This is a genomic window from Accumulibacter sp., assembly GCF_029255125.1.
Classification (GTDB): Bacteria; Pseudomonadota; Gammaproteobacteria; order Burkholderiales; family Rhodocyclaceae; genus Accumulibacter.
In genome coordinates, this window is record NZ_JAPUVR010000102.1 from 18,486 (window position 1) to 42,786 (window position 24,301).

At 64.9% G+C, this 24,301-nt stretch carries 21 protein-coding genes; 9 read left to right on the forward strand and 12 right to left on the reverse strand.

Annotated elements, in window-relative coordinates:
* The first annotated feature begins 44 nt into the window (after positions 1 to 44).
* A complete protein-coding gene (locus Q1L59_RS10200; protein WP_300331759.1) occupies positions 45 to 1,490 on the forward strand; it encodes a diguanylate cyclase in 1,446 nt (481 codons plus the stop codon).
* A gap of 92 nt (positions 1,491 to 1,582) precedes the next feature.
* Here the strand turns inward: Q1L59_RS10200 and Q1L59_RS10205 are convergent, their stop codons facing one another.
* The 7 genes from Q1L59_RS10205 to Q1L59_RS10235 all read right to left on the reverse strand — a co-directional run bounded on the left by Q1L59_RS10205 (position 1,583) and on the right by Q1L59_RS10235 (position 9,146).
* The gene (locus Q1L59_RS10205) at positions 1,583 to 2,383 is read right to left on the reverse strand and encodes an enoyl-CoA hydratase (RefSeq protein ID WP_300331762.1); all 801 of its coding nucleotides are present in this window, start codon (positions 2,381 to 2,383) and stop codon (positions 1,583 to 1,585) included.
* Between the two features lie 105 nt (positions 2,384 to 2,488).
* Positions 2,489 to 4,126, reverse strand: a complete 1,638-nt coding sequence (locus Q1L59_RS10210) for an acyl-CoA synthetase (protein WP_300331765.1) — start codon at positions 4,124 to 4,126, stop codon at positions 2,489 to 2,491.
* 30 nt (positions 4,127 to 4,156) lie between these two features.
* Positions 4,157 to 4,780: an ABC-type transport auxiliary lipoprotein family protein gene (locus Q1L59_RS10215; protein WP_300331768.1), complete on the reverse strand. Its 624-nt coding sequence runs from the start codon at positions 4,778 to 4,780 to the stop codon at positions 4,157 to 4,159.
* A complete protein-coding gene (locus tag Q1L59_RS10220) occupies positions 4,777 to 5,715 on the reverse strand; it encodes an MlaD family protein (RefSeq protein WP_300331771.1) in 939 nt (312 codons plus the stop codon). Before Q1L59_RS10220 ends, Q1L59_RS10215 begins: the two co-directional genes overlap by 4 nt.
* 2 nt (positions 5,716 to 5,717) lie before the next feature.
* The gene (locus Q1L59_RS10225; RefSeq protein WP_300331774.1) at positions 5,718 to 6,515 is read right to left on the reverse strand and encodes an ATP-binding cassette domain-containing protein; all 798 of its coding nucleotides are present in this window, start codon (positions 6,513 to 6,515) and stop codon (positions 5,718 to 5,720) included.
* Positions 6,512 to 7,627, reverse strand: coding sequence for an ABC transporter permease (locus Q1L59_RS10230; protein WP_300331777.1), 1,116 nt, complete (start codon positions 7,625 to 7,627; stop codon positions 6,512 to 6,514). Before Q1L59_RS10230 ends, Q1L59_RS10225 begins: the two co-directional genes overlap by 4 nt.
* A 7-nt stretch (positions 7,628 to 7,634) precedes the next feature.
* Positions 7,635 to 9,146 (reverse strand): Ppx/GppA phosphatase family protein, encoded by a 1,512-nt coding sequence (locus Q1L59_RS10235; protein ID WP_300331780.1) that lies wholly within the window; start codon positions 9,144 to 9,146, stop codon positions 7,635 to 7,637.
* 225 nt (positions 9,147 to 9,371) lie between these two features.
* Between Q1L59_RS10235 and ppk1 the strand changes: the two genes are divergently transcribed.
* From ppk1 to ilvN, 5 genes are all read left to right on the forward strand, one after another.
* Positions 9,372 to 11,492 (forward strand): polyphosphate kinase 1, encoded by a 2,121-nt coding sequence (gene ppk1, locus Q1L59_RS10240; protein WP_300331783.1) that lies wholly within the window; start codon positions 9,372 to 9,374, stop codon positions 11,490 to 11,492.
* Positions 11,493 to 11,868: 376 nt separating this feature from the next.
* Complete coding sequence (locus Q1L59_RS10245; RefSeq protein WP_300331786.1) at positions 11,869 to 13,617, forward strand: carbamoyltransferase; 1,749 nt, start codon at positions 11,869 to 11,871, stop codon at positions 13,615 to 13,617.
* A gap of 79 nt (positions 13,618 to 13,696) precedes the next feature.
* Positions 13,697 to 14,686 (forward strand): DUF808 domain-containing protein, encoded by a 990-nt coding sequence (locus tag Q1L59_RS10250; protein ID WP_300331789.1) that lies wholly within the window; start codon positions 13,697 to 13,699, stop codon positions 14,684 to 14,686.
* An 83-nt stretch (positions 14,687 to 14,769) separates the two neighbouring features.
* On the forward strand, positions 14,770 to 16,452 hold the full coding sequence (gene ilvB, locus Q1L59_RS10255) for an acetolactate synthase large subunit (RefSeq protein ID WP_300331791.1): 1,683 nt from the start codon (positions 14,770 to 14,772) through the stop codon (positions 16,450 to 16,452).
* Positions 16,453 to 16,455: 3 nt separating this feature from the next.
* On the forward strand, positions 16,456 to 16,764 hold the full coding sequence (gene ilvN / locus Q1L59_RS10260; RefSeq protein ID WP_300331794.1) for an acetolactate synthase small subunit: 309 nt from the start codon (positions 16,456 to 16,458) through the stop codon (positions 16,762 to 16,764).
* A 37-nt stretch (positions 16,765 to 16,801) separates the two neighbouring features.
* On the opposite strand, the gene bioC is transcribed toward ilvN, so the two are convergent.
* Together bioC and bioB are read right to left on the reverse strand one after the other, a co-directional pair.
* Entirely contained in the window at positions 16,802 to 17,692 is an 891-nt protein-coding gene (gene bioC, locus Q1L59_RS10265) for a malonyl-ACP O-methyltransferase BioC (protein WP_300331796.1), read from the reverse strand.
* 6 nt (positions 17,693 to 17,698) lie between these two features.
* On the reverse strand, positions 17,699 to 18,688 hold the full coding sequence (bioB, locus tag Q1L59_RS10270) for a biotin synthase BioB (protein ID WP_300331799.1): 990 nt from the start codon (positions 18,686 to 18,688) through the stop codon (positions 17,699 to 17,701).
* 69 nt (positions 18,689 to 18,757) lie between these two features.
* On the opposite strand from bioB, the gene Q1L59_RS10275 reads away from it, so the two are divergent.
* Complete coding sequence (locus tag Q1L59_RS10275; RefSeq protein ID WP_300331801.1) at positions 18,758 to 19,465, forward strand: ComF family protein; 708 nt, start codon at positions 18,758 to 18,760, stop codon at positions 19,463 to 19,465.
* Between the two features lie 25 nt (positions 19,466 to 19,490).
* Here Q1L59_RS10275 and Q1L59_RS10280 read toward each other — a convergent pair whose 3' ends face one another.
* From Q1L59_RS10280 to Q1L59_RS10290, 3 genes are read right to left on the reverse strand one after another with little or no spacing between them, the layout of a single operon-like run.
* Complete coding sequence (locus tag Q1L59_RS10280; protein WP_300331804.1) at positions 19,491 to 20,387, reverse strand: adenylate/guanylate cyclase domain-containing protein; 897 nt, start codon at positions 20,385 to 20,387, stop codon at positions 19,491 to 19,493.
* A 41-nt stretch (positions 20,388 to 20,428) separates the two neighbouring features.
* Positions 20,429 to 21,373 (reverse strand): tRNA 2-thiocytidine(32) synthetase TtcA, encoded by a 945-nt coding sequence (gene ttcA, locus Q1L59_RS10285; protein ID WP_300331807.1) that lies wholly within the window; start codon positions 21,371 to 21,373, stop codon positions 20,429 to 20,431.
* A 28-nt stretch (positions 21,374 to 21,401) separates the two neighbouring features.
* Complete coding sequence (locus tag Q1L59_RS10290) at positions 21,402 to 22,139, reverse strand: pteridine reductase (RefSeq protein WP_300331810.1); 738 nt, start codon at positions 22,137 to 22,139, stop codon at positions 21,402 to 21,404.
* Between the two features lie 129 nt (positions 22,140 to 22,268).
* Between Q1L59_RS10290 and Q1L59_RS10295 the strand changes: the two genes are divergently transcribed.
* Both Q1L59_RS10295 and Q1L59_RS10300 read left to right on the forward strand, forming a co-directional pair.
* Positions 22,269 to 23,129: a hypothetical protein gene (locus Q1L59_RS10295; protein ID WP_300331813.1), complete on the forward strand. Its 861-nt coding sequence runs from the start codon at positions 22,269 to 22,271 to the stop codon at positions 23,127 to 23,129.
* 122 nt (positions 23,130 to 23,251) lie between these two features.
* Positions 23,252 to 24,298 (forward strand): SAM-dependent methyltransferase, encoded by a 1,047-nt coding sequence (locus Q1L59_RS10300; protein WP_300331816.1) that lies wholly within the window; start codon positions 23,252 to 23,254, stop codon positions 24,296 to 24,298.
* Positions 24,299 to 24,301: the final 3 nt, after the last annotated feature.

The window sequence follows — 24,301 nt, forward strand, 5'->3', positions numbered from 1 at the left end:
ACAATGACGTGGGTAATCTCCCGCGAAGGTGGACGACGATAGCCATGAAAACCGGCGATAATCTCGAGAGTTGGGCGCGGCCACGAACTGTGGTGCTGCTGACCATGGTGCTGCTAGGCGCACTGTGGACGGCCGTCCTTCTCTCGGCCGTGGCCGATCGTGAGGATACCCTGACCGCCACCGGCCAGGCGCTGCAGCGCGCCAATCGGGCGATCGAGGAGCAGACCAGGCTGCACATGCGCCTCGCAGGCCTTGCCTTGGCCGCAGCTCAAGCGTGGCTGGACGAACACCCGGGCGAGGACCCGCGCAGTAACGCTGCTGTCCACGCGCTGCACGCGCGTCTGCGGACAGCGACCGACTCCGCCGTCGAGATTCTCCTCCTGGCCGCCGACGGAAACGTCTTCGCAGCCGCCGGAGGAGAGCCGCAGGCAGAGATCGCTGCGGCACTGGCCGCGAGCGATCTCAATGACCTCGCCAGGCAGTCGCAAACCACCGAACTGGTCATCGGGACGCCGCTGCGTACGCCGGCGGCTGCTCACCCTCGTCTGCCGATCGCCCGCCGCCTGGAGAATCCGGGCGCCGGCGGTTACATCGTGCTGGCTCTGCTCGATCTCTCCAGGCTGAACGCAGGCTACGAGGAGCAGCGGCAGAAGCCTGGCGGATCGATCGCCCTTTTGCGTCGTGACGGCACGCCGCTTGCCGGTGCACCCGTCGACGCTCGGCTCGGGCTGGCACAGTCCGACCAGCGAACAAAAGACGACGGTGTGACGGACGCCTCGACGGCGACGAGCGAGTTCTCGCTCCAGTCGCCGATGCCCGACTATGGTTTGCTGATTGTCGGCACGGTCGATCGCGCCGACGCTCTGGCCCCCTGGATAAGGCATACGATCTGGGTCGTTCTCCTCGCGCTGGGGATGACCATCCCGCTCGCCGTCGTTGCCTACCGCTCGCTGCACCTCTTGCGCGTCGTCGCCCGACATGAAGCCGAGTTGCAGCATTTGGCGACGACCGACCGGCTTACCGGCACGTTCACCCGCCAACATTTCGTCGAGATACTGAAAGAAGAACTGGCGCACGCCGGCCGGCGCCACTTACCCCTGACCGTCCTTTCCTTCGACATCGACTTCTTCAAACGAATCAACGACGGCTATGGTCATAGCGTGGGCGACCAAGTACTGATCGCCTTTGCCAAGGTAGCCAAAGCGTGTCTGCGCGACGTCGACGTGCTGGGCCGGGTGAGTTCCGGCGAGTTCTCGATTCTGCTTCCCAATACCGATGTCCAGGCAGCCACCGTCGTTGCCGAACGAATCCGCCGCGGCGTCGCTGCGATATCGATTGCAACTCAAGATGGAACCGTTCAGTTCACCGTCAGCGCCGGCGTGAGCGCCGCTCGCCCGGACGACCGATCGGTCGACGAGATCATCAAGCGGGTTGCCCAGGCGCTGCACGAGGCCACATCGGCTGGTCACGATCGCATTTCGATCGTCTGAACACGCCAGGACGCCGTGGCGCGTCGCTGGTCGGCGGTTTTCCAGGTGGGCACCAGACGCCACTCCCAGCCGCTCTCCTCGCCGGAACTTCGCTAACGGCCTTGCCAGACGGGTTGGCGTTTGCCGACAAAGGCATCGATCCCCTCGCCGGCATCCTCGCTCATCATGTTGCAGGCCATGACTTCGCCGGCATACTGGTAGGCCGCCTCGAGACCCATCTCGAGCTGCTTGTAGAACATCTGCTTGCCCATGGTGATGGCGAGAGGCGACTTGCCGATCAGCGCCGCGCTCAGCCGCGCGATTTCGTCGTCGAGCGCCGCGCCGGCGACCACGCGGTTAACCAGACCCTGCTCCTGTGCCGTCTGCGCGTCGATGAAATCGCCGGTGAACAGCATCTCGAGCGCCTGCTTGCGGCCCAGGTTGCGCGACAGACCGACCGCCGGAGTGGCGCAGAACAGGCCGACATTGATTCCCGAAGTGGCAAAGCGGGCAACGTCCGCCGCCACCGCCAGGTCGCACATCGAGACCAGTTGACAACCGGCCGCCGTCGCGATCCCATGGACGCGCGCAATCACCGGCTGGGGAATACGGGTCAGCGTCATCATCATTCTGGCGCACTGGCCAAACAATTGCCGCATGAACGCCTTGTTCCGGTTGGCGCGCATTTCCTTGAGGTCGTGTCCGGCGCAGAAAGCCTTGCCCGCGCCGGCAATGACGACGACACGCACCTGCGGATCGCCGGCGAGGTCGTCGAGTTGCCCTTGCAGGGCAGCGATCATCGCCTGCGAGAGCGAATTGAATTGCTGCGGACGATTCAGCGTCAGCGTCGTTACACCGGCGCAATCGCTACGCAAGACGTAGGCTTGGTCGTCATCCGGGTTGGGTGCACTCATCCTGTTCTCCATTCCTTCTCTGCGCAAGTCGGCGGCAGCTAAGGCTGCGCCGATCCTGGTTTGATCGGCTGCACGGCTGCCGGGCCGCGCAGCCGGTGCTTGGTCCTATTCGATTGCGGCAGAAGATTTCGCCTGTTCGCGCAGGACATACTTCTGGATCTTGCCGGTCGAGGTTTTCGGCAAGGTGCAGAAAATGACGCGCTTGGGGACCTTGAAACGGGCCATGTTCTGACGGCAGAAGTCGATGACCTCCTGCTCGTTGGCCGTCGCGCCTTCGCGCAGCTCGAGGAAGGCGCAGGGGACTTCGCCCCAGGTCGGATCGGGCGTCGCGACAACCGCCGCGGCGATCACTGCCGGATGCTTGTAAAGCACGTCCTCGACCTCGATCGACGAGATGTTTTCGCCGCCGGAAATGATCACGTCCTTCGAGCGATCCTTGATCTTGACGTAACCGTCCGGGTGCATGACGGCCAAGTCGCCGGTATGGTACCAGCCGCCAGCGAACGACTCCGCGGTCGCCTTCGGGTTTTTCAGATAGCCCTTCATGACCAGGTTACCGCGGAACATGATCTCGCCCATCGTTTCGCCATCCCAGGGAACCGCTTCCATCGTCGTCGGCTCAAGCACGGTGATTCCCTCCTGGGCGTGGTAGCGCACGCCTTGCCGGCCGTTCAGTTCGACCTGCCGGCCGATCGGCAGGCTGGCCCAGTGCGCATGCTTCGCGCACACCGCTGCCGGCCCGTAGGTTTCGGTCAGCCCGTAGACGTGCGTCAGATCGACGCCGATGTTGGCCATCGCTTCGATCACCGCAGCCGGCGGCGGTGCGGCAGCGATCAGGCCGGCGACCTTGTGCGTGATACCGGCACGCAGCTCGGCCGGGGCGTTCGCCATCAGGCTGTGCACGATCGGCGCTCCGCAATAGTGCGTCACACCGTGCTCGCGAATTGCGGCAAAGATCAGTTTCGGATCGACCCGGCGCAGGCAGACGTTGGTCCCGGCGTTGGCTGCCATCGTCCACACGAAGCACCAGCCGTTGCAATGGAACATCGGCAGGGTCCATAGATAGACGGCGTGCGGCTGCATTCCCCAACTGACGATGTTGCTGAACGAATTGAGATAGGCTCCCCGATGGTGATAGACGACGCCTTTCGGATTGCCCGTCGTGCCTGAAGTGTAGTTCAGCGAAATCGCCCGCCATTCGTCGTCCGGCCCGGTCCACGGGAAATCTGCGCTGCCTTCGGCCATGAACTCTTCGTACTCACGGCTGCCCAGGCGCTCACCAGGTCCGCTGTACTCGGCGTCGTCGACGTCGACGACGAGAATCTTGCGCTGCACCATGGCAAGCGCTTTCTTCATCGTCGGCGAGTATTCGCGGTCGGTGAACAGCACCTTGGCCTCGCCGTGCTCGAGCATGAACGCGATGGTTTCTGCGTCGAGGCGAGTATTCAAGGTGTTGAGCACGGCGCCCGTGGCCGGAACGCCAAAGTGGCAGTCGATCATTTCCGGCGTGTTGTTGAGCATCGCGGCAACCGTATCGCCCTCGCCGACGCCCTGCGCGCGCAGTGCCGAAGCGAGACGCCGGCTGCGGGCAAAGGTCTCCAACCAGGTGTAGCGCCGCTGGCCATGGATGACCGCGGTGCGCTCAGGGTAGACATAGGCCGAGCGGGCAATGAAGGTCAGCGGCGTCAGCGGCGCATAATTCGCCGCGTTCTTGTCGAGCCCCTCCTGATAGATATTTGGCATTTCCAGTTTCTCCTCTCTTCGTGGTGAGTGTCATCGGCTGCGCGCAGCCGTTGCCCGGCAGTCGCCCGCCGCGCCCTGTCTTTCCAGATCGTTCAGCCATTCCGCCAACTGCCGCCCCAGTTCGTCGCCAGCCACGAGTAGCGCGCCGACGCCGCCGCGCGCGTCGGCGCTCGCCGCCGGGCGCTCCTCGGCGAACGCTCGCTCGGCGATCGTCCGGCGTTCGGCATCGAGCAGGGCCAGTCGCCCATGCAGGACGCCACGGCTGTGCTGCGGCGTGTCGAAAACGTGCGAAAACTCCTGCAGCTCGAAGCGTAACAGACAAGCTGCCGCTGTCTGCCCGCTGGCGCCGGCAAAGCCGAGTTGCTGGCGCCAACGCTGAGCGAGCAGCAAGGGCGGTGCCGCGGCCCAACGGCTGTCTACGTAGCTGCGCAACTTCAGCGGATCGTCATAAAGCAGGCGATACACGATGGCCGGCGAATCGCTCCACGGCGGTGCCTTCACTTCCAGCGCGATGCGCACCCAGCGCGCAGCGTCGGCTTCGCCCTGCTTTGCCAAGCCAAAATCATAGACCTGACCGCCACCGGCGTAGCGCGCCGCACCTGCGCAGCCAGCGAGCAGGCAAGCAGCCAGGCACGCCCACCAGCGCCCGTTCATCGTCGCTCAGCGCGCCAGGGCGGAGCAACGAAACCCGCCTCACCCGGACCAGCGGCGCGCTCCGGCAAGCCGAAGACAAAGCTCTGCGGCGCGTCTTCGAGCACCTGCAGCACCCGGTTGAGCTGGCGCGAACTGGTCGAGAGTTCGCTGCCGAGCTCGTTCAGGCGTGGCGGCAGGGCGGCGACACCGCTCGGCGAGGGGTCGGCAAGCAGTCTGTCGATGCGCTCGCTGACCCCCTGCAGACGCAGCATCACCTGACGCGTCTCGACCAACAGCGGGCCGACTTCGCCCGTCGCCTGCTCGATCCGGGCAAGGGAGGCAGTCAAAGAACGCTGGTTGTCGGCATTCAGCCAGCGGCGCAACTGATCGCTCGCCTGCCCGGCGTTGCCAGTGGCCTTTTCCAGGTTGCTCAAGATGTTCGTCAGGCGCTGCCGGTTTTCGTCGTCGAAGAAATCATTCGCGCTGGCCAGTAGCTCGCGTGCCTGGCGCAGCGTTTCGCCGCCGGTATCCGACAGTTCCTGAATCAGCGAAGACTGCATGGCGATGCGCGGCGATGTGCCCTCACCGCCCGGCAGCAGGCGCGGATCGGCGCCGGTCTCTTCGAGCAGAACATGCGCGATTCCGGTCACCCCCTGGTAGCCCAGCCGGGCGGTCGTCCCGCCAGTCACCGGGACGGCGCTGTCGACCGCGATGCGGATCAGAATGTCGCGCGCATCGTGCGGATCGAGCGCGATCGAGAGCACCTTCCCGACGCGAATTCCGCGGTAGCGCACCTGCCCCTGCAGACTCAAGCCGGTGACGTTCTGCCGGGTGACGACGGTGTACTCCTTGGTCGGCTCGTGCTTGCCGCCGAACCACCAGACGGCGAAGACGGCAAAGACACCGAGACCCAGGGCAAACAAGCCGGCGAGCAGCGCGTGCGAACGGTTTTCCACGCTTAGCGTACTCCCTGCTGGCTGACGGCCGGCGTGTGCGTGCCGGCGAAGAAGTTGCGAATGAATGGGTGGTCGACCGCCATCACCTCGGGCCAGGTGCCGCAAGCGACGATGCGCCGGTTGGCCAGCACGGCAAGCCGCGTCGCCAGGCCGGTCAGCGTCGCCAGATCGTGCGTCACCATCACCACGGTGAACCCCAACTCCTTCTGCAACGACCGAATCAGGTGGACGAAGCTCGCGCTGCGATCGGGGTCGAGGCCGGCGGTCGGTTCGTCGAGAACGAGTAGCTCAGGCTCGAGCGCCAAGGCGCGCGCCAGCGCGACGCGCTTGACCATGCCACCCGAGAGTTCGGCTGGCATCAATCGCCCGTGCCGGGCTTCGAGTTCAACCATCGCCAGCTTGAGCAGAACCAGATCACGGATCATTCCTTCGTCGAGGCAGCGCAGTTCGCGCAGCGGAAACGCGATATTGTCATAAACCGGGAGCGCCGAAAACAGGGCGCCATGCTGAAAGAGCATGCCGAAACGGCGGCGAAGCAGGTGTCGGTGGCGCGCGCCGGCAGCGAACAGTGGCTGTCCGAAGATCTGCACGCTGCCTTCACTGGGCGCCAGAAGGCCGACAATGACGCGCAGCAGGGTCGTCTTGCCGCTGCCTGAACCGCCAACCAGACCGAGCATCTGGCCGGCCTCGACGGCCAGATCGATGCGCTCGTGGATGAGCAGTTCGCCATAACGCGTCGACAATCCGCGCAGTTCGATCACCGGAGCGACCGCTGGCTCAGCGAGCGACTGAGCGCTCACAGAGGCACTCCGATGGTGCGCGTGAGAATGGCGAAAATCGCGTCGACCAGGATGGCTACGGTAATCGAGGTGACGACCGAAGTCGTCGTGCACGCCGAGAGGCTCTCGGTATTCGGCTTGACGCTCAGACCGAAATGACAGGCGATCAGCGCGATCAGCAGACCAAAGGCGACCCCCTTGCCCATGCCGATCCACAGATTGCTCAGGGGAACGACTTTCGGCAGCGTATCGATGAAAAAGGCATACGACAGATCCATCTGCACGTTCGCCGCCAGCATGCCACCCGCGAGGCCGGCGGCCGAACACCAGACGATGAGCAGGGGCATGGCAATGGCGAGTGCGATGACCTTCGGCAAGACCAGCCGCACGCTGCGCGAAATGCCCATCGTTGCCAGCGCATCGATTTCCTCGGTGACGCGCATGACGCCGATCTGGGCGGTCATTGCCGACCCTGAGCGGCCAGCAACGAGGACGGCGACGAGCACCGGACCCAGTTCACGAATGATGCCGATGCCGAGAAGATTGACGATGAAAACGTCGGCACCGAAGTTCTTCAACTGGAGTGCCGACAGATACGAGAGGACGATGCCGATCAGAAAGCCGATCAGGGCAGTCACCGGCAGCGCCTGCGCACCACTCTTGAACACGTTGGCGGACATCTCGCGCCAGGGAATGTCGCGCGGGTGCGCGGCAAGGTAAGCGAGATCGAGCAGGAGTTGACCGAGCAGGGCAATCAGGCCGAGCAGGTTGCGCGCCAAGGCCAGGATCAGTCGGCCCGGTACGAGCAGCCAGGCGTGCGATTGACCCGACGTTTGCAGCGCTGGTTCGCCATCCAGGTGTTCGACCTGCTCGACGAGCGCGCGGTGGCGCGGCGAGATCGCCAGCGCCGCTGGCCAGCGGCCTTGCCAGGCGCGCCAGAGGACAACCGCACCTGCGCTGTCGAGACGGGCGATTCCCTGCAGATCCCAATGCGGATTCTCGCTTGCCAGTGCGCGCAAGCGGCGTTCGACGGCCGCTACCGGCTGCGCCATCGTGCTCAGCGTCCAGTCGCCGGAGAGCCTGACCTGCAGGCCGCTGGCCTGCCGGAGCACGTCTATCGCTGCGGCGGCCATCGACTGCTCACGCGGCGCTCGTCTCGCCGGCCATTGGTTTGATGCGCAACTTGATTCCGACCCGCCGCCAGAGCACCGTTTCGTCATCGAGCGCAGCAGCGGAAACCGGGTTGTCGGTCAACCAGTGGCCTGCCACGTCGACCTGAAAGCCGACCGGTGACTCCCTGACGACCAGTTCCGGGAGTTGGTGATCGTCGCGCGCTCGATGCAGCAGCACCGCCAGCCGCAAGCAGAAAACCAGACGCCAGTTTGGATCGCCGGCCGGCATCGAAGCCAGCTTCTGCAGCTTGCCGCGCTGACCGAGAACGAGTAGCGCCAGGCGCGCCTGGTCGCGTTTCGAGAAGCCCGGCATGTCGGCGTGGCCCAGAATATACGCGCCGTGCTTATGTACTTCGCTGTGCGCGACCGAGGTGCCGATTTCGTGCAAGGAAACTGCCCAGCGTAAGAAGTGCACGTCGTCTTCGTGCGCGGGCGAATCGAGCTTGATCAACTGTCCAAGCAGCATCAGGGCCGTGCGCTCGACGCGCCGGACCTGCAGCTCTTCGACCTGGTAACGCCGCATGAACTCGCCCACCGTCTCGTCGCGCGTGTCGTGATGTTCGAAGCGGCCAAGCAGATCGTACAGAACGCCGAGCGGCAGCGCGCCGTCCGAGTAGGTCATGGACTCGATCGACAGCTCCGAGAATACCGCCGACATGATCGCGATCGCCCCCGGCAGGATCAAGATGCGCTCGCTGCGCATGCCGCGCAAGCCAAGCGCCTCGGCCGAACCGGCTTCGATCAGCAACTGGCGCAAGCGGCTCAAGCCCTCGCGCGTGATTCCGCCGACACCGGGCGGGTTGAGCTCGTTGAGCGCCAGGATGTCGGCCAGTTCCTGCGCCGAACCGGACGAGCCGACCGCTTCCTGCCAGCCGAAGCGCTGGTAGTCGACGGCGATCGCCTCGATCTCGCGTGCGGCCGACAGCTCGGCTGCACGGAAGCGCTTCTTGTCTACCCGTCCCTCAGGGAAAAAGCGTTGGCGATAGCTGATGCAGCCCATGAACAGCGATTCCATCAGGAGCGACTCGGTCCCCTGCCCGATGATGAACTCGGTTGAGCCACCACCGATGTCGACCACCAGCCGGCGATGTTCGGCAGGGGGCAGCGCGTTCGCCGCACCGATGAAGATCAGGCGCGCTTCTTCGCGCCCGCCGATCACCTCGATCGGGAAGCCGAGCGCCAGCTCGGCCTGGCGGAGAACCATCGGAGCGTTGCGCGCCACGCGCATCGCATCGGTCGTCACCGCGCGCACCGTTTCCGGCGGAAAATCGCGCAAACGCTCGCCGAAACGGCGCAGCGCATCAACCGCGCGCTGCTGCGAGGCGTGGTCGAGGAGCTTCTCGCGCGTCAGGCCCGAGCCTAGGCGAACCGCTTCCTTGTACGCGTCGAGCGGGTGAATCTGGTGTCCGACGACGCGGCCGATCTGCAGGCGAAAGCTGTTCGAGCCCAGGTCCACCCCGGCAATCAGTTCGTAACTCATCGCTCACTTTCCATTCGGCCTGTACGACTTTAGGGGTTTTTCAGCCGCCCATTTTATCACTGCCGGTCGGCGCCCAGCTGGCTGACGCCGCTCACCGGGACAGCCGGCCAGAGCAAAAACATTGTCATTGACCGGCCGCAGCGCGATGCTCGCCGGGTGATGGTTGTAATATGTTCGACTGACCATTACAGTCCAGTCGATCCACATTCACCAAGGGAGCCCGCCATGAACACTGCCGTCCAGCCGATCGAAACCCCTCTTCACCAGGCTTCCGCTGCGTTCCCGCCAGAGTACTTCCAGAACCGCGAAATGAGCCTGCTGGCGTTCAATCGGCGTGTCCTCTGGCAGGCAAAGAATCCGCGCACGCCATTGCTCGAACGTTTGCGCTTCCTGTGCATCGTGAGCAGCAACCTGGACGAGTTCTTCGAAATTCGCGAAGCGGGAATCAAGGAGCAGATCAAGCTTGGATCGGTCGCCATCACCACCGATGGGCGGACGGCGCGTGAGGTCTATCGACTGGTCAGTGAAGAAACGCACGCGATCGTCAGGGAACAGTACGCGCTGCTCAACGAAGAAATTCTACCGGCGCTCGCCGCGGAAGGCATTCGCTTCGTCAAGCGTTCGGACTGGAACGAAGCGCAACGCGAATGGATCCGGGATTTCTTCTTCCGCGAAGTGATGCCGGTGATCACACCGATCGGTCTCGACCCCTCGCACCCGTTTCCGCGCGTACTGAACAAGAGCCTCAACTTCGCCGTCGAGCTCGAAGGGCGCGACGCTTTCGGGCGCAGTTCGGGTGCCGCCATCGTGCAGGCGCCGCGCGTCCTGCCGCGCGTGATCCGGCTGCCGCGCGAGCTGGGTGATAGCGAGTATTGCTTCGTCTTCCTCTCGTCGATTCTGCACGAATTCGTGCATGAACTCTTTGCCGGCATGAAAGTGCTCGGTTGCTACCAGTTTCGCGTCACCCGCAACAGCAACCTGTTCGTCGACGAAGAAGAGGTCAAGAACCTGCGCACCAAGATTCAGGGCGAGCTGCCGCAGCGCCACTTTGGCGATGCGGTACGTCTGGAGGTCGCCAACAACTGCTCGGAAGCGATGACGCAGTTCCTGCTCGGCCAGTTCAACCTGACCGAGACCGACCTCTTCCGCGTCGCCGGCCCGGTGAACCTCGTCCGTCTGATGCAGGTTCCCGACTGGGTCGTGCGCAGCGATCTGAAATTCCAGCCGTTCAAACCGGGAACGCCGAAAGCGCTGCACAAGTGTCACAGCGTCTTCGACAGTATCCGCGGTGGCGACATTCTGCTCCACCATCCCTATCAAAGCTTCGATCCGGTCATCGAACTGCTCGAACAGGCGGCAAGCGACCCGCAGGTCGTCGCCATCAAGATGACCGTCTATCGCACCGGGACCGATTCCGTGCTGATGCAATCGCTGCTGCGCGCAGCGCAAAACGGCAAGGAGGTCTCCGTCGTCGTCGAACTGATGGCGCGCTTTGACGAAGAGGCCAACATCGGCTGGGCGACCAAGCTCGAAGAAGTCGGCGCGCATGTCGTCTATGGCGTCGTCGGCTACAAGACGCACGCCAAGATGCTGATGGTCGTGCGCCGCGAGGAAGGCCGGGCGGGCAGCAGCATCCTGCGCCGCTACTGCCACCTGGGCACCGGCAACTATCACCCGAAGACCGCGCGCCTGTACTCCGACTTCGGCCTGCTCACCTGCAACGAAGAGATCGGTTCCGATACCAACGAGGTCTTCAAACAGCTCACCGGCCTCGGCCGTGCGCAGACACTGACGCATCTCTGGCAAGCGCCGTTCACGCTGCAGCCGAACGTCGTCGCCGGGATTCGCGCCGAAGCGGAAGCAGCGCGCGCCGGCAAGCGTTCGCGCATCATTGCCAAGATGAACTCGCTGCTCGAACCGGAAACCATCGTCGCGCTTTACGAGGCGTCGCAGGCCGGCGTCAAGATCGACCTCATCGTGCGCGGTGTCTGCGGCCTGCGCGCCGGGGTCAAGGGGCTCTCCGAGAACATCACCGTGCGCTCGATCATCGGTCGGCAGCTCGAACACCACCGCGTCTTCTATTTCTACGCCGGCGGCGAAGAAAAAGTCTATCTGTCGAGCGCCGACTGGATGGAGCGCAACTTCTTCCGGCGCATCGAATTGGCGTTTCCGGTGCTCGACCGCAAGCTCAAGCGGCGGGTCATCGCGGAAGGACTGCAGATCTACCTGACCGACAACGTGCTCGCCTGGGAACTCGCACCCGATGGGACCTACCACCAGCGGCGCGGATCGCGCAGCAGTCCGCATTCCTCGCAAAGCGAGCTGATCGAGCTGCTCAAGGCCTGAAGAAGACCGGCGGTGCCTGCCGCGCGGCGCAGCGGTCGCGGCCGAGGTGCGGCGGCGCACGCCTGGCGGCAAGCGGCCGTCGCCTTGCCGCCAGGCTGTGCGACTGCGACCTCGGGCAAGCTCGCCCAGGGATGCACTACCGGCGCCTGCGCTGCCCCAGGCGAACTGATTGGTTTGTCGTGCTGGAAAAGCACGTCCCGGCGTTCACGTTGGTCCGCGATCTTGGCCCTGATGCGACTGCCGCCGCCTGAACTGACGCGGCAGCAGATCGGTTGCGGCGCGCAGAGCGGGTATACTGGCGGACTTGCGCAATGGTCGGCCGACTCCCGTTGCCGCGGTGCTCGGCCGGTTTGCATGATCGATCTGGACCTCAATTTTGGCTCTCACGCTCCTTGGCTTGTCCGGTGCCTTGACGCACGACCCTTCGGCGGCGCTCTACGTTGACGGTAAGCTGGTTGCTGCCGCCGAGGAAGAGCGTTTCGTGCGCGACAAGCATGCGAAGAACCGCATGCCCTACGAGGCGGCCAAGTTCTGCCTGACCTTCGCCGGTCTGCGGCCGACCGACATCGATGCGGTTGCCATTCCCTATGCACCGATCAGTCTGCGCGAGCGCGCGCGCTGGCACTATGCTCGGCGCTACTGGTACGCGCCTGAGCGCGCGCTCGATGCGATACTGGCCGGCAATCGCCGCTTCCACCGCTACCGCAAGCGTATCGAATGGTGCCTTCAACAACTCGGTTTCGACCTCGCAAGGACCGAGATCGTCCCGGTCGAGCACCACCTGGCGCACGCGGCGAGCGCCTATCACTGCTCGGGCTTTGACGGGAAGGCGGCAATCCTCGGCATCGACGGCAAGGGCGAGTACGCGACGACCTTTTTCGGCTACGGCGAGAACGGACGCATCCACAAGATCAAGGAGTTCTACGATCCGGACTCGCTCGCCGGGCTGTACGGTGCGCTCACCGAGTATCTCGGCTTCGAAATGCTCGACGGTGAGTACAAGGTGATGGGCATGGCGCCCTACGGCGACGCCAGCCGCTACGATTTCTCGCGCCTGGCGAGCTTCGAGAACGGCGAACTCCGGGTCAACACCACCTATGCCAACGTGGTCGGCTTCCGGCGCTACAAGGAAAAAGGCAAGGGCTATTACTTTTCACCAAAGCTGGTTGATTGGCTCGGCCCGAAGCGCTCGGGCGACATCGCCGACGATCCGTACATACACTACGCGGCCAGCATGCAGAAGCTGTTTGAGGATTTGGCGCTGCGCATGCTTGAGCATTACCTTGGCGATCTGCTGCGGGAGACCGGCCGCCTCGCCTTTTCTGGTGGTGGCGCGCTGAACGTCAAGCTGAACCAGAAGATCATCGCCCGTCCCGATGTGCGCGAGTTGTTCGTGCAGCCGGCTTCGGGCGACGCCGGCACGGCGATCGGCGCCGCCGCCTACGTTTCGCTGCGTCGGGGCGTCGCCGTCGAGAAGATGGAGCACGTCTACCTCGGCCCGGCGTTCAGCAATGAAGACGTTCTCGCCGCCTGCGCGCGTCACCCGGCGCGGCCCATCGGGCAGCGCCTGACCGACGTGCCGCGACAGGTCGCTCGCTTGCTCGCCGATGGGCATCCGGTCGCCTGGTTTCAGGGCCGCATGGAGTTCGGGCCGCGTGCCCTTGGCGGACGCTCGATTCTCGGCTGTCCGAGCGTTGCCGGCGTCGCCGACCGGATCAACGCGCAGATCAAGTTTCGCGAACGCTGGCGCCCATTCTGCCCGAGCATGCTCGACACCGTCGGCCCGCAGATGCTCGGCAGCACGCACCCGGCGCCTTTCATGACCTTTACCTTTGCCGTCGCCGACGGCTGGCGACAACGTGTGCCGGAAGTCGTACACGAAGATGGCACCTCACGCGCGCAGGTGCTCGAGCGCCGCTTCAACCCGCGTTACTATGACTTGATGGTCGAGCTGGAGAAGCTCACCGGGAACGGCGTCGTCCTCAACACCTCGCTCAACCGGCGTGGCGAACCGATGATCTGTTCGCCGACGGACGCACTCGACATGTTCTTCGGTTCCGACCTGCAGTATCTGGTGATGGAAGATATTCTCGTCGCCAAGAGTGCGGAGGACGCGCGTGTGTAGTTCACGGCGCAGCCAGCGCGAACCGGCGGCCGCCGGTCGGCTGCGGTGCGTCCCGGACTTTCTCGGAGCGTGAACGGCGATGGCTGGAGCTAGCCTGCTTACCCTGATCGACGACATCGCGACGATCCTCGACGATGTCGCGCTGATGACCAAGGTTGCCGCCAAGAAGACCGCCGGCGTGCTTGGCGACGACCTGGCGTTGAACGCCCAGCAGGTATCGGGCGTGCGCGCCGAACGCGAACTCCCGGTGGTCTGGGCGGTGGCGCTCGGCTCGCTGAAGAACAAGCTGATCCTCGTTCCGGCGGCCTTGGCGATCAGCCGCTTTGCGCCGTGGGCGGTGGTCCCGCTGCTCATGCTCGGCGGGCTTTACCTCTGCCTGGAGGGGGTTGAAAAACTGGCGCATAAGTGGTTGCACCACGGTTCTGGGACGGCGGCCAAGGAGGCAGCGGAGGAGGCCGCGTCGGCGAGTGTGCACGCCGCTGCGCTGGCGGGCGCCGACATCGATCTGGCCGTCATCGAGGCGGAAAAGATCAAGGGTGCGATCCGCACCGACTTCGTCCTTTCCGCAGAAATCGTCGTCATTGCGCTCGGCACCGTCGCGCAAGCACCCTTTGCCACGCAAGTCGCGGTCCTCGCGGGAATTGGCCTGTTGATGACCGGCGGTGTCTATGGCATCGTCGCCGGCATCGTCAAGCTCGACGATCTCGGCATGTACCTGCTCGGCTGGCGGAGCAAGCTGGCACGCACGATCGGCCAGGCACTGATGCTCGCCGCACCGCGCCTGATGCGCGCGTTGACGGTAATTGGGACGGCCGCCATGTTCATGGTCGGTGGCGGCATTCTGGCGCACGGCATGGCGCCGCTGCACCACGCGATTGCCCATGCTGGCGAGCTGGCCGGCACGGTGCCCTTGCTCGGGCACTTGCTCGCCACGGCGACGCCTCTACTGCTCGAAGTGCTCGTCGGCATCACCGCCGGAGCGCTGACGCTGCTGTTCGGCAAGGCATTCGGCGCGCTGCGCAGGGTGGCTAGGCGGCCGCCCAACAACCGTCCCCCGGATCACACCTGACTTTGTTTCGGCGCGCTCGCGAGACTCGTCTCGGGGCGACGCCAACCTACCGAAGCTGCTTTCATTTGTCGAGGAGATGTCCCTTGTTCGAGGAAAAACCTGAAACCCTGAGCGGTGCTCAGATCGTCGTCCGTCTGCTCGAACGGCAGGGTGTGCGCACGCTCACCGGCATCCCGGGCGGCGCGATTCTGCCGATTTACGATGCCCTGTCGCAGTCGGAGCAGATACGCCACGTGCTGGTTCGGCACGAACAGGGCGGCGGCTTCATTGCCCAGGGAATGTCGCGGGCGACCGGCGTGCCGGCGGTCTGCATGGCCTCATCCGGGCCCGGGGCGACCAATCTGTTGACCGCGATCGCCGATGCCAAGCTCGATTCGATTCCCCTGGTCGCGATTACCGGGCAGGTGCCCAAGGCACTGATCGGCACCGACGCTTTCCAGGAGGTCGACACCTATGGCCTGAGCATCCCGATCACCAAGCACAATTTCCTCGTCAGCGCCGCCGAGGACCTGCTCACGGTCATTCCGCGCGCCTTCGCGATTGCCGCCTCGGGACGTCCCGGCCCGGTGCTGGTCGATATTCCGAAGGACGTGCAGAATCAACTCGTCGAAGTTCGCGCCTGGCCGGCGGCGGGCTGCGCGGAGACACCGGCGCTGCCGGCAGCCCCGCTGATCGAGCGTGCCGCAGCGATGATCAACGCTGCCGCCAAGCCGATTCTCTACCTGGGCGGAGGAGTCGTCCATTCGGGCGCCGCCGAAGCGGCCGTCGCGTTGGCCGAGATCGGCCGGCTGCCGACGGTGATGACCCTGATGGCGCTCGGCGCGATGCCCGTCGATCACCCGTTGTCGCTCGGCATGCTGGGCATGCACGGTGCACGCTGTACCAACTTGGCGCTTGACGAATGCGATTTGCTGATCGCCGTCGGCGCGCGTTTCGACGACCGGGCGACCGGCAAGGTGGCCGGTTTCTGTCCGCAAGCGCAAATCATCCACATCGACATCGACCCTTCGGAACTCGACAAGATCAAGACCGCGCACGTCGGCATTGCCGGCGACGTGCAGACCGTCTTGCAGCTTCTCTTGCCGGGCATTGAACACCGACAACGCGAGGACTGGTTGGCACGCGTCGCCGAGTTGAAGGCGTCTCACCCGCTGCGCATGCCGGGAATCGACGACCCGCGCACGCCGTACGGACTGATTCGCGCCGTCGCCGATTGCCTGGACGACGAGGCCACGATCGCGACCGACGTCGGCCAGCACCAGATGTGGGTTGCTCAGGCGTATCCCCTGCGCCGGCCACGCCAATGGCTGACCTCCGGCGGCCTCGGTACGATGGGCTTCGGCATGCCGGCGGCGATCGGCGCCGCACTCGCCGAACCGCAGCGCACGGTCGTTTGCTTTACCGGCGACGGCAGCATCCTGATGAACGTCCAGGAACTGGTGACGGCGGCGGAAGAGGACGTCAACGTCAAGATCATCCTGATGAACAACGCCTCGCTCGGTCTCGTCTTCCAGCAGCAGACGCTGTTCTACGGCGAACGCATCTACGCCTCGCAATTCAAGGGCATGCCCGATTTCATCCGGGTCGCCGAAGGCTTCGGCCTGGCTGCCGTCGATCTCGACAAGGAGGCCGACCCGCTACCCGCGCTGGCCGCAGCGCTGGCCAGCCGTGGCCCGGTACTCATCCACGCCAGCATCGCGTTGCACGAACAGGTGCTGCCGATGGTGCCGCCCGGCGCGGCGAACAAGGAAATGATTGGAGGTTGAACGATGAACGCGCTTACCCGTAGCGAGAATCAGGCCGTCGCCCGGACGGTACTCGAACTCGACGTCAATAACCACCCCGGTGTCATGTCGCACGTCGTCGGTCTCTTTTCCCGCCGCGCGTACAACGTCGAAGGCATTCTGGTCATGCCGGTGGGCAGCGGAGAACGCAGCCGCATCTGGCTGCTGGTCAATGAGGACGAGCGGCTCGATCAGATGGTCAAGCAGGTCGAGAAGCTGGAAGACGTTCTCGCCGTGCGCCGGCACGGCGCCGAACACGAGGTCTTCGTTCGCCTCGAGGAGTTCTTCCGCTGAAACGCCGGGCAGCCGGCACGCCGCGCCGCGCCCGCCCTCAGCGTGCCGGTGGGCGGGGTTCGAAACGGACGATCGCCCGGCCATCGGCGGTCTTCGTCGGCGGCGCTTTCCAGGCGTGCCCGTAGATGACTTCGACGGTCACCGGCAAGCGCCCGTCGCGCATCTGCGCCAGCGCGCGTGCGCGCGCCGCAGCCCAGGCGTCGCGGCCCATCAGCGCGTGCCGGCGTGCCCGCATGGCGCAGCGTGCACCGCTGCGCCGCAGGTCAGCGATCAGTTCGTCGAAACCGGCATAAGTCATCGTCAGGCGCTCGGCGTCCATCACCGGATCGCTGAAACCGCACTCGACGAGCATGTCGCCATAGTCGTGCATGTCGGTGAACCGCTGCGTGTGCAGGTAACCATCGCGAAAAGCAGCGCGCAGTTCGCGCAGGGTGTCCGGTCCCAGCGTCGAAAACATCAGCAGCCCCCCCACTTCGAGCAGACGCTGCGCCTCCCGGAAAACCTGCAGCGGGTCGTCGACCCAGTGCAGCATCAGGTTGGACCAACAGAGCCCGATCGACTGCGCACGGAAAGGCAGGTGAGCGGCGTCGGCGGCGACGAGTGGCGTTTTCTGACCGCGCACGAAAGGCAGCAGCCAGCGCAGGCGCGAGCGCTGCGCCACGCCGGCGCGCAGCATGGCCTCGCTGAGATCGGCGCCAATCACCCGCGCCTTGCCGTAGCGTTCAGCCAGTGCGGTCAAAGCGGCGCCCGTTCCGCAGCCGAGATCGAGCACTGCGGCCGGCGCGAGGCGCACATAGTCCAGGCGTTCGAGCATGCGGCTGCCGACTTCGCGCTGCAGGACAGCGACGTCATCATAGGTCGCTGCCGCGCGCGCGAAATTGCGTCGCACCTGGCGCTGATCGATGAACTGCTGCGCCGGTGCCTGCATACCGGCCTAGATCGGACGCAAACCGAGCCGGGCGAAGAGTGCCTCGTCGCGATCGGCTTCCGGATTGTCGGTGGTCAGCAGCCTGTCGCCGTAAAAGATCGAGTTCGCTCCGGCCAGGAAACACAGCGCCTGCAACTCGTCGGACATCGCCTGCCGGCCGGCGGACAGGCGGACGAAGCTGTTCGGCATCGTGATGCGCGCGGCGGCGATCGTGCGCACGAACTCGAAACTGTCGATCGGTTCGCTGTCGGCCAGCGGCGTTCCCGGAATCGGCACCAGATTATTGATCGGCACCGATTCGGGCGGGGGCTCGAGGTTGGCCAACTGGACGATCAGCGCCGCCCGATTGCGACGCGACTCGCCCATGCCGATGATGCCACCCGAGCAGACCTTGATTCCGGCCTGGCGCACCTGACCCAGCGTATCGATGCGGTCGGCGTGCTTGTGCGTCGTGATCACCTGACCATAGAAGGAAGCGTCGGTGTCGAGGTTGTGATTATAGTAATCGAGGCCGGCTGCCTTCAGTTCCTGCGCCTGGCCGTCCTTGAGCATGCCGAGCGTGACGCAGGTCTGCAGGCCGATATCCTTTACCGCGCGGATCATTTCGGTCACCTGCGCGAGGTCCTTGTCTTTCGGGCCACGCCACGCGGCCCCCATGCAGAAGCGCGAGGCGCCCTTGTCCTTGGCCGCCTGCGCAGCCGCGAGCACTTCGTCGAGCGGCAGCAGGGCTTCGCGCTCGGTACCGGTGGAATAGCGTGCGGACTGCGAACAATAGCCACAGTCCTCCGAACATCCGCCGGTCTTGACCGAGAGCAGCGTCGAGCGTTGAATCTCGTTGGCGTCGAATTTCTGGCGGTGCACCTGCTGCGCGCGAAAGATGAGGTCCATCAAGGGAAGCTGGTAAAGGGCTTCGACCTCGGCGATGGTCCACCTTGCCTTGCCGGCCGAAACGGGTCGTTCCGCGTCGAGCGTGGCGGCTTGAGGAATTGCATTCATGATCAATAAACCTATGGCTGTGGGTGATCTGAGGCGCCGCAGGAGGGCTTTCCCGGGAGCGCTTGGCGGGTGTCAATCTTAACTCAAAGCGCCGCCTTCATCGCCAGGTCGTGCGCACGATTGCTCGCGCAGGACTGCCTGCTGTGCGCTGCTGACAGCCGCAGCAGCCTCCTGTGCACGGCCTGTGCCGACGATTTGCCGCGGCTGCCCGCCGAGTCCTGCCCGCGCTGTGCGCTACCGACGCCGGCCGGCGAGGTTTGTGGCCGCTGCCTGCGGCAAGCGCCGCACTACGATGCCGCCCTGGCGGCGTTTCGTTATGCCTTTCCGGTCGACCGGCTGATTCAGACCTTCAAGTACGATCGGCGCCTGGCGCTGGCCGACTACCTTGGCCGGCGGCTTGCCGCGCTGGCGGCGACGTGCACGGCCGAGGTCATCGTTCCGCTGCCGCTGCACAAGTTGCGCCTGCGCGAGCGCGGCTTCAATCAGGCGCTCGAACTGGCTCGTCCGGTCAGCCGGGCGCGCGCCATTGCCATCGACGCCCATTCTTGCCAGCGGGTACGCCACACGCCATCGCAGGCCGCCTTGCCCTGGCGCGAGCGTGCAGCCAACGTGCGCGGTGCTTTCCATTGCACGACGGATTTCAGCGGCCGCCGGATACTGCTCGTTGACGACGTGATGACGACCGGCGCATCGCTCGACGAAATGGCGCGCACCTTGAAACTACATGGCGCCGCACACGTCACGGTACTCGTCGTCGCGCGCGCCTTGCCGCCTTGAGTCGTCTGCCGCACGCCAGCCCGCTTCAGAGATGCTCGAACTCGGCGATGTCGGCATCCTGCGTGCTCGCTGACGCAGCAAACGAGATGATCCCGCTGCCCCGCAGAACAAAAGCCTCACGCCTGAGAAACAGCTCGGGCTCGCCTTTGATCGTGACAAAAGTGCCGTTGGTGCTCAAATCGCTGAGGACGAACTGATCGTCGCGGCGCTCGATGCGCGCGTGATGGCGCGAGGCGCGGCGGTCGCGCACCGGAATCTCACACTCGACGTCGCGCCCCATCAGCAGGCTGGGCCGATTCCGGTCGACCACCTTGACGTACGGCCCGTAACGCAGACAAAGGCGCGACTCGCGCTCCTTGGCCAGCGGTGGCGCCGGCTCGACGGCTGCTGCGACGACCAACGGACCCTTGGCTTCCGGCCAGCGGACTTCGTATACCGATTCGTGCACGCGCAGCGTGCGCGACAGGCTTGCCGGCAAGCTGCGTGTCGTAGTCTGTAACTGCGCCGGCAGCAGTGCGCGCGTGCTTTCGGTGATCAGCACCTGACCGGAAAGCGCGACGCTGGCCAGCGCCTCGGCCAGCGTCGCGCTCTCGCCAATCACATCGCCATCCTCTACGGCGACCGCGCCGTGATGAAACCCGGCATGGATGGCCAACTGCATGCCGGAAACCGGTGGCAGGTCGGCAATCCGCCGCTGCATGGTGATCGCCGCTTGGCAAGCGGCGTGCGCACTGTGAAATACGGCCATCACCTGGTCGCCGCTTGACCGGATGACCCGTCCACCGCCCATCTCGATTCCGCGCGTGATTCGCTTCATGCAGCGGTCAACAGCATGCAGCGCTTCGGCACCCCCCAGTCGGTCGAACAGGCGAGCGCCGTCCGACACACCGGCAACGAGCACCGACAGCATCTGTTCGTTCATTGTGATCAATCCCATTTCCCCCAATCTACACAGTATTCTTGTCAGACGATCGACGGCCAGTCGACGGTCGTCATCGCTTCTCCGGCAGCTGCACGCCTGGTCTGCGGCCAGTCAAACGCTGCGCGTTGCTCGATCTGAATCGCCCCTGCCGCACCCGCCGGCAGCGGTCGCTGATCCTCGTCAGCGAACTCGTCGGCAGAGGTTGCCGTCGGCTGCAAGGCCCGGAAATCGAACAGATCGCTGTCCGCCAGGTGTGAGGGAACAACCTTCTGCAGCGCGGCGAAGACGACATCCGTGCGTCCCGGAAATCGCCGGTCCCAGTCGGCCATCATTTCCCTGATCTGCTGACGCTGCAGATTCGCTTGCGCGCCGCAGAGGTTGCAGGGAATGATCGGAAAAGCCATGCCGCGGGCGAAGCGGGCGATTTCGCTCTCGCCGCAATAGGCGAGCGGCCGGATGACGATGTGCTGGCCGTCGTCGGTCAATAGCTTGGGCGGCATCGCCTTCAATTGCCCGGCGAAAAAAAGGTTGAGGAACAGCGTATGGACGATGTCGTCACGATGATGGCCGAGTGCGATCTTGTTGGCGCCGACTGCCTTGGCGGTACGGTATATTATCCCCCGACGCAGACGCGAACAGAGCGAACAGGTCGTCTTGCCGGGTGCGATCTTGCTCTTGACGATCGAATAGGTATCCTGCTCGACGATGCGGAACTCGACGCCGATCTGCGCCAGATAGGTGGGCAGGACATCCGACGGAAAGCCGGGCTGCTTCTGGTCGAGATTCATGGCGATCAGACGAAAGTCGATCGGCGCCCGTTCGCGCAGCGCGAGCAGCGTCGACAGCAGCGTGTAGGAGTCCTTGCCGCCGGAAACGCAGACGAGAACCGTGTCGCCGTCGTCGATCATGCGGTAATCGCAAATCGCTCGGGCGACCTTGCTTTCCAAGCGCTTCTTCAAGCGCAGCAGACTGTTCGACGGTTCCAACGTTGTCCTTTCGCAGTTACTTTCCGGCTCACAGATGTGCGCTGCGACCACCGTCGACGTTGATCACCTGGCCCGTGACGTAGGCGGCGTCAGCGACCAGGTAGCGCACCGCACGCGCGATGTCGAGCGGATTGCCGGCGCGTTGCAACAGGGTATGGGCGACGATCCGGGCCTTCTCGGCGCGCCCGAAGACGCCGCTGTCGGGCCACATGATCGGGCCGGGTGCGACCGCATTGACGCGTACGCGCGGCGCCAGTTCAACGGCCAGGGCGCGTGTCAGACCGAGCAGCCCGGCCTTTGCCGCACAGTACAGAGGATAGCCGGCGAGCGGTCGCTCGGCATGAATGTCGGTGATGTTGACCACTACGCCACCGGCCTCGATCAGATGCGGAGCGGCCGCCTGAGTGAGGAATAGCGGCGCCTTCAGGTTACTGCCGATAAGGTCGTCCCAGGCGAGGGAATCGATGCTCCCGAGCGGTGTCGGAAAAAAACTCGAGGCATTGTTGACCAGCCCGTCGAGGCGGCCGAAGTGTTCGACCGTGCTGCCGACGAGCAGCGGCAGGCTGGCGAGATCAAGCAGATCGGCCTGCTGGCAGGCGGCCGAAGACGGGCGGTCTGCGTTCAGTTCGGCGACGAGCGCGGCCGCAGCGGCAGAGGCCTGGCGGTAATGCACCATGACGCTGGCTCCGGCGGCGTGCAGTTCGCGCGCGATCGCCGCGCCAAGCCGCTTCGCCCCACCGGTAATCAGAATCGTCTTGCCGTTCATTCCTGCTTCCTGTCGAGCAGCGTACAAGGCAACGATTTTAACGGATCAGGGCAGCGGGTTTCCGAAAAACGGCCCCTTTTGTCACGCTGGCGCGCTAAACTTCCGCCAGTTGACCGTGGGAGGAACCGCATGAAGAAGCTGGATAAGCCGCTTGACGCCGACGATCTGATCGAACTCGCCGAGCGCGTCGCCGGACTGCCGCCAGCCGACGCCGAGTGGGTCGGACTGCTGCTGCAGGATCTGCTGCGCGCGCGCACGCGCGAGGCCGAGCTGCTGGCCGGGCGAGGCGGCATCAGGCCAGTGCCGGTCGGCGAACTGCCGGAGATCGGCGGAGCGCTGAACGACCAGATGGCGCAAGTGGCACTGGATACCGCCGAATGGCTGCGCACGCTATGGAATGTCGGCTACATGGGCGCCGGCAGTTTCCGTTCGCAACCGCGCACCGCCTTTCCGACGATCGACCTGGAAGACGTGCGCAAGTCGTCGCTTTTTGCGCGGATTCGCCAGGGCAAGCACGCGCTGCCGTTTGCCCCGCCGACCCGGCAGGGTTTGCCGTGGCACGAGCTGATCGAGGGCCACGATCAGATCCACGACGTCCAGGCCGAGATCATCCACGACGACGCTGGTCTGCCGCTGGCTGCGATCATCGAGGGCTGCAGCGAGTGGTCGGTGCTCAAGCAGATCGGCGCAAATCGCGCGTACCAGGTGCAGCATCAGCGCAAAGGGCCCATTTTCCATTTGCGGATCAGCGACGGAACTGCCGCCCAGCTCTGGCGCGAAGCACCGACACTCGAGTGCAAGGTGCATCTGATCGAACACGGTGGCCTGCACAGCTACGCCCTCGAATGGGCGGGCAGCAACGGCCGATCGCAGATCATCTCGCTGCGTGCGGCGACCTGGGCGCGTGCCGAGTCGGAAGCGGCGCACTGGGTAGCGACCAACCATCCCGAACTTTACGGGCAGGTCTCTTTCAAGAGGTTCAGCGACTGAAGCCGAGCGTCAGCGACTGGCCGACGCCGACGCCGGAAGCGGCAGATAGCAGCCGCTGGCTGGTTAGCCGGATCGGCGACGACATCCGGCGCAGTAAAGGCTGGATCTCTTTTGCCCACTTCATGGATCGGGCACTGTACGCGCCGGGCCTGGGCTACTACAGCGGTGGCGCGCACAAGCTCGGAGCGGCCGGCGATTTCGTCACCGCGCCTGAGCTTGGCCCGCTCTTCGCGCAAACGCTGGCCGCGCAGGTCGCCGAGATCTGCGCGCTGAGCGACCCGCACATCATCGAAGTCGGTGCCGGTAGCGGTCGCCTGGCCGCCGATCTGTTGCGCGAACTCGCCGCCCGTCAGGCCTTGCCGGAAAGCTACCGCATCCTGGAAGTCTCCGGCGAACTGCGCGCGCGTCAGCAGGCCGCTCTGCGCGAGGTGGCCGCGCAACTGCCAACGCGCATCAACTGGCTCGATCGCTTCCCCGAGCATTTCAGCGGTGTCGTGCTCGCCAACGAAGTACTCGACGCGATGCCGGTCCACCTGGTCGTTTGGCAGGATGACGACATTCTCGAACGCGGCGTCGGGCTGGCCGACGGGCAGTTCGTCTGGCAGGATCGGCCGGCGAGCGGCCGCCTGCGCGAGCGCGCGCAGACGATCGCCGCCGAGTGTTCGCCGCCCCCCGGCTATCTCGGCGAAATTGCCCTGCTGTCAGACGATTGGCTGTACGAGTGGGGGCAACGCCTGACGCGCGGCGCGCTGCTCTTGCTCGACTACGGCTTTCCCCGGCACGAGTACTATCACGCGCAGCGTAGCGCGGGAACGCTGATGTGTCACTATCGGCACCGCGCACACGGCGATCCGTTTTACCTGCCCGGCCTGCAGGACATCACCGCGCATGTCGACTTCACGGCGATCGCAGAAGCCGCCTGCGCCGCCGGCTTCGAGCTGCTCGGCTATACGACGCAGGCGGGCTTTCTACTGGCCTGCGGCCTGCTCGAGATCCTGGCGCGCACGCCGGCAGAAGATGCACCGCGCTATCTGCCGCTCGCCAATGCGGCACAAAAGCTGATCTCGCCGGCCGAAATGGGCGAACTCTTCAAGGTGATGGCGCTCGGCAAGGGGATAGGGCACGCGCTGCTCGGTTTCCAGCGCGGCGAGCGCAGCCATACGCTCTGACTT

Excerpts from the sequence above, each read along its gene's own strand:
- Q1L59_RS10290 (WP_300331810.1), bottom strand. The coding sequence starts at position 22,139 with ATGAACGGCAAGACGATTCTGATTACCGGTGGGGCGAAGCGGCTTGGC.
- ppk1 (WP_300331783.1), top strand. The coding sequence starts at position 9,372 with ATGAACACTGCCGTCCAGCCGATCGAAACCCCTCTTCACCAGGCTTCC.
- Q1L59_RS10280 (WP_300331804.1), bottom strand. The coding sequence starts at position 20,387 with ATGAACGAACAGATGCTGTCGGTGCTCGTTGCCGGTGTGTCGGACGGC.
- Q1L59_RS10205 (WP_300331762.1), bottom strand. The coding sequence starts at position 2,383 with ATGAGTGCACCCAACCCGGATGACGACCAAGCCTACGTCTTGCGTAGC.
- Q1L59_RS10230 (WP_300331777.1), bottom strand. The coding sequence starts at position 7,627 with ATGGCCGCCGCAGCGATAGACGTGCTCCGGCAGGCCAGCGGCCTGCAG.
- Q1L59_RS10235 (WP_300331780.1), bottom strand. The coding sequence starts at position 9,146 with ATGAGTTACGAACTGATTGCCGGGGTGGACCTGGGCTCGAACAGCTTT.
- Q1L59_RS10210 (WP_300331765.1), bottom strand. The coding sequence starts at position 4,126 with ATGCCAAATATCTATCAGGAGGGGCTCGACAAGAACGCGGCGAATTAT.
- Q1L59_RS10300 (WP_300331816.1), top strand. The coding sequence starts at position 23,252 with ATGGATCGGGCACTGTACGCGCCGGGCCTGGGCTACTACAGCGGTGGC.
- Q1L59_RS10250 (WP_300331789.1), top strand. The coding sequence starts at position 13,697 with ATGGCTGGAGCTAGCCTGCTTACCCTGATCGACGACATCGCGACGATC.
- Q1L59_RS10295 (WP_300331813.1), top strand. The coding sequence starts at position 22,269 with ATGAAGAAGCTGGATAAGCCGCTTGACGCCGACGATCTGATCGAACTC.
- ilvN (WP_300331794.1), top strand. The coding sequence starts at position 16,456 with ATGAACGCGCTTACCCGTAGCGAGAATCAGGCCGTCGCCCGGACGGTA.
- Q1L59_RS10215 (WP_300331768.1), bottom strand. The coding sequence starts at position 4,780 with ATGAACGGGCGCTGGTGGGCGTGCCTGGCTGCTTGCCTGCTCGCTGGC.
- bioC (WP_300331796.1), bottom strand. The coding sequence starts at position 17,692 with ATGCAGGCACCGGCGCAGCAGTTCATCGATCAGCGCCAGGTGCGACGC.
- bioB (WP_300331799.1), bottom strand. The coding sequence starts at position 18,688 with ATGAATGCAATTCCTCAAGCCGCCACGCTCGACGCGGAACGACCCGTT.
- Q1L59_RS10200 (WP_300331759.1), top strand. The coding sequence starts at position 45 with ATGAAAACCGGCGATAATCTCGAGAGTTGGGCGCGGCCACGAACTGTG.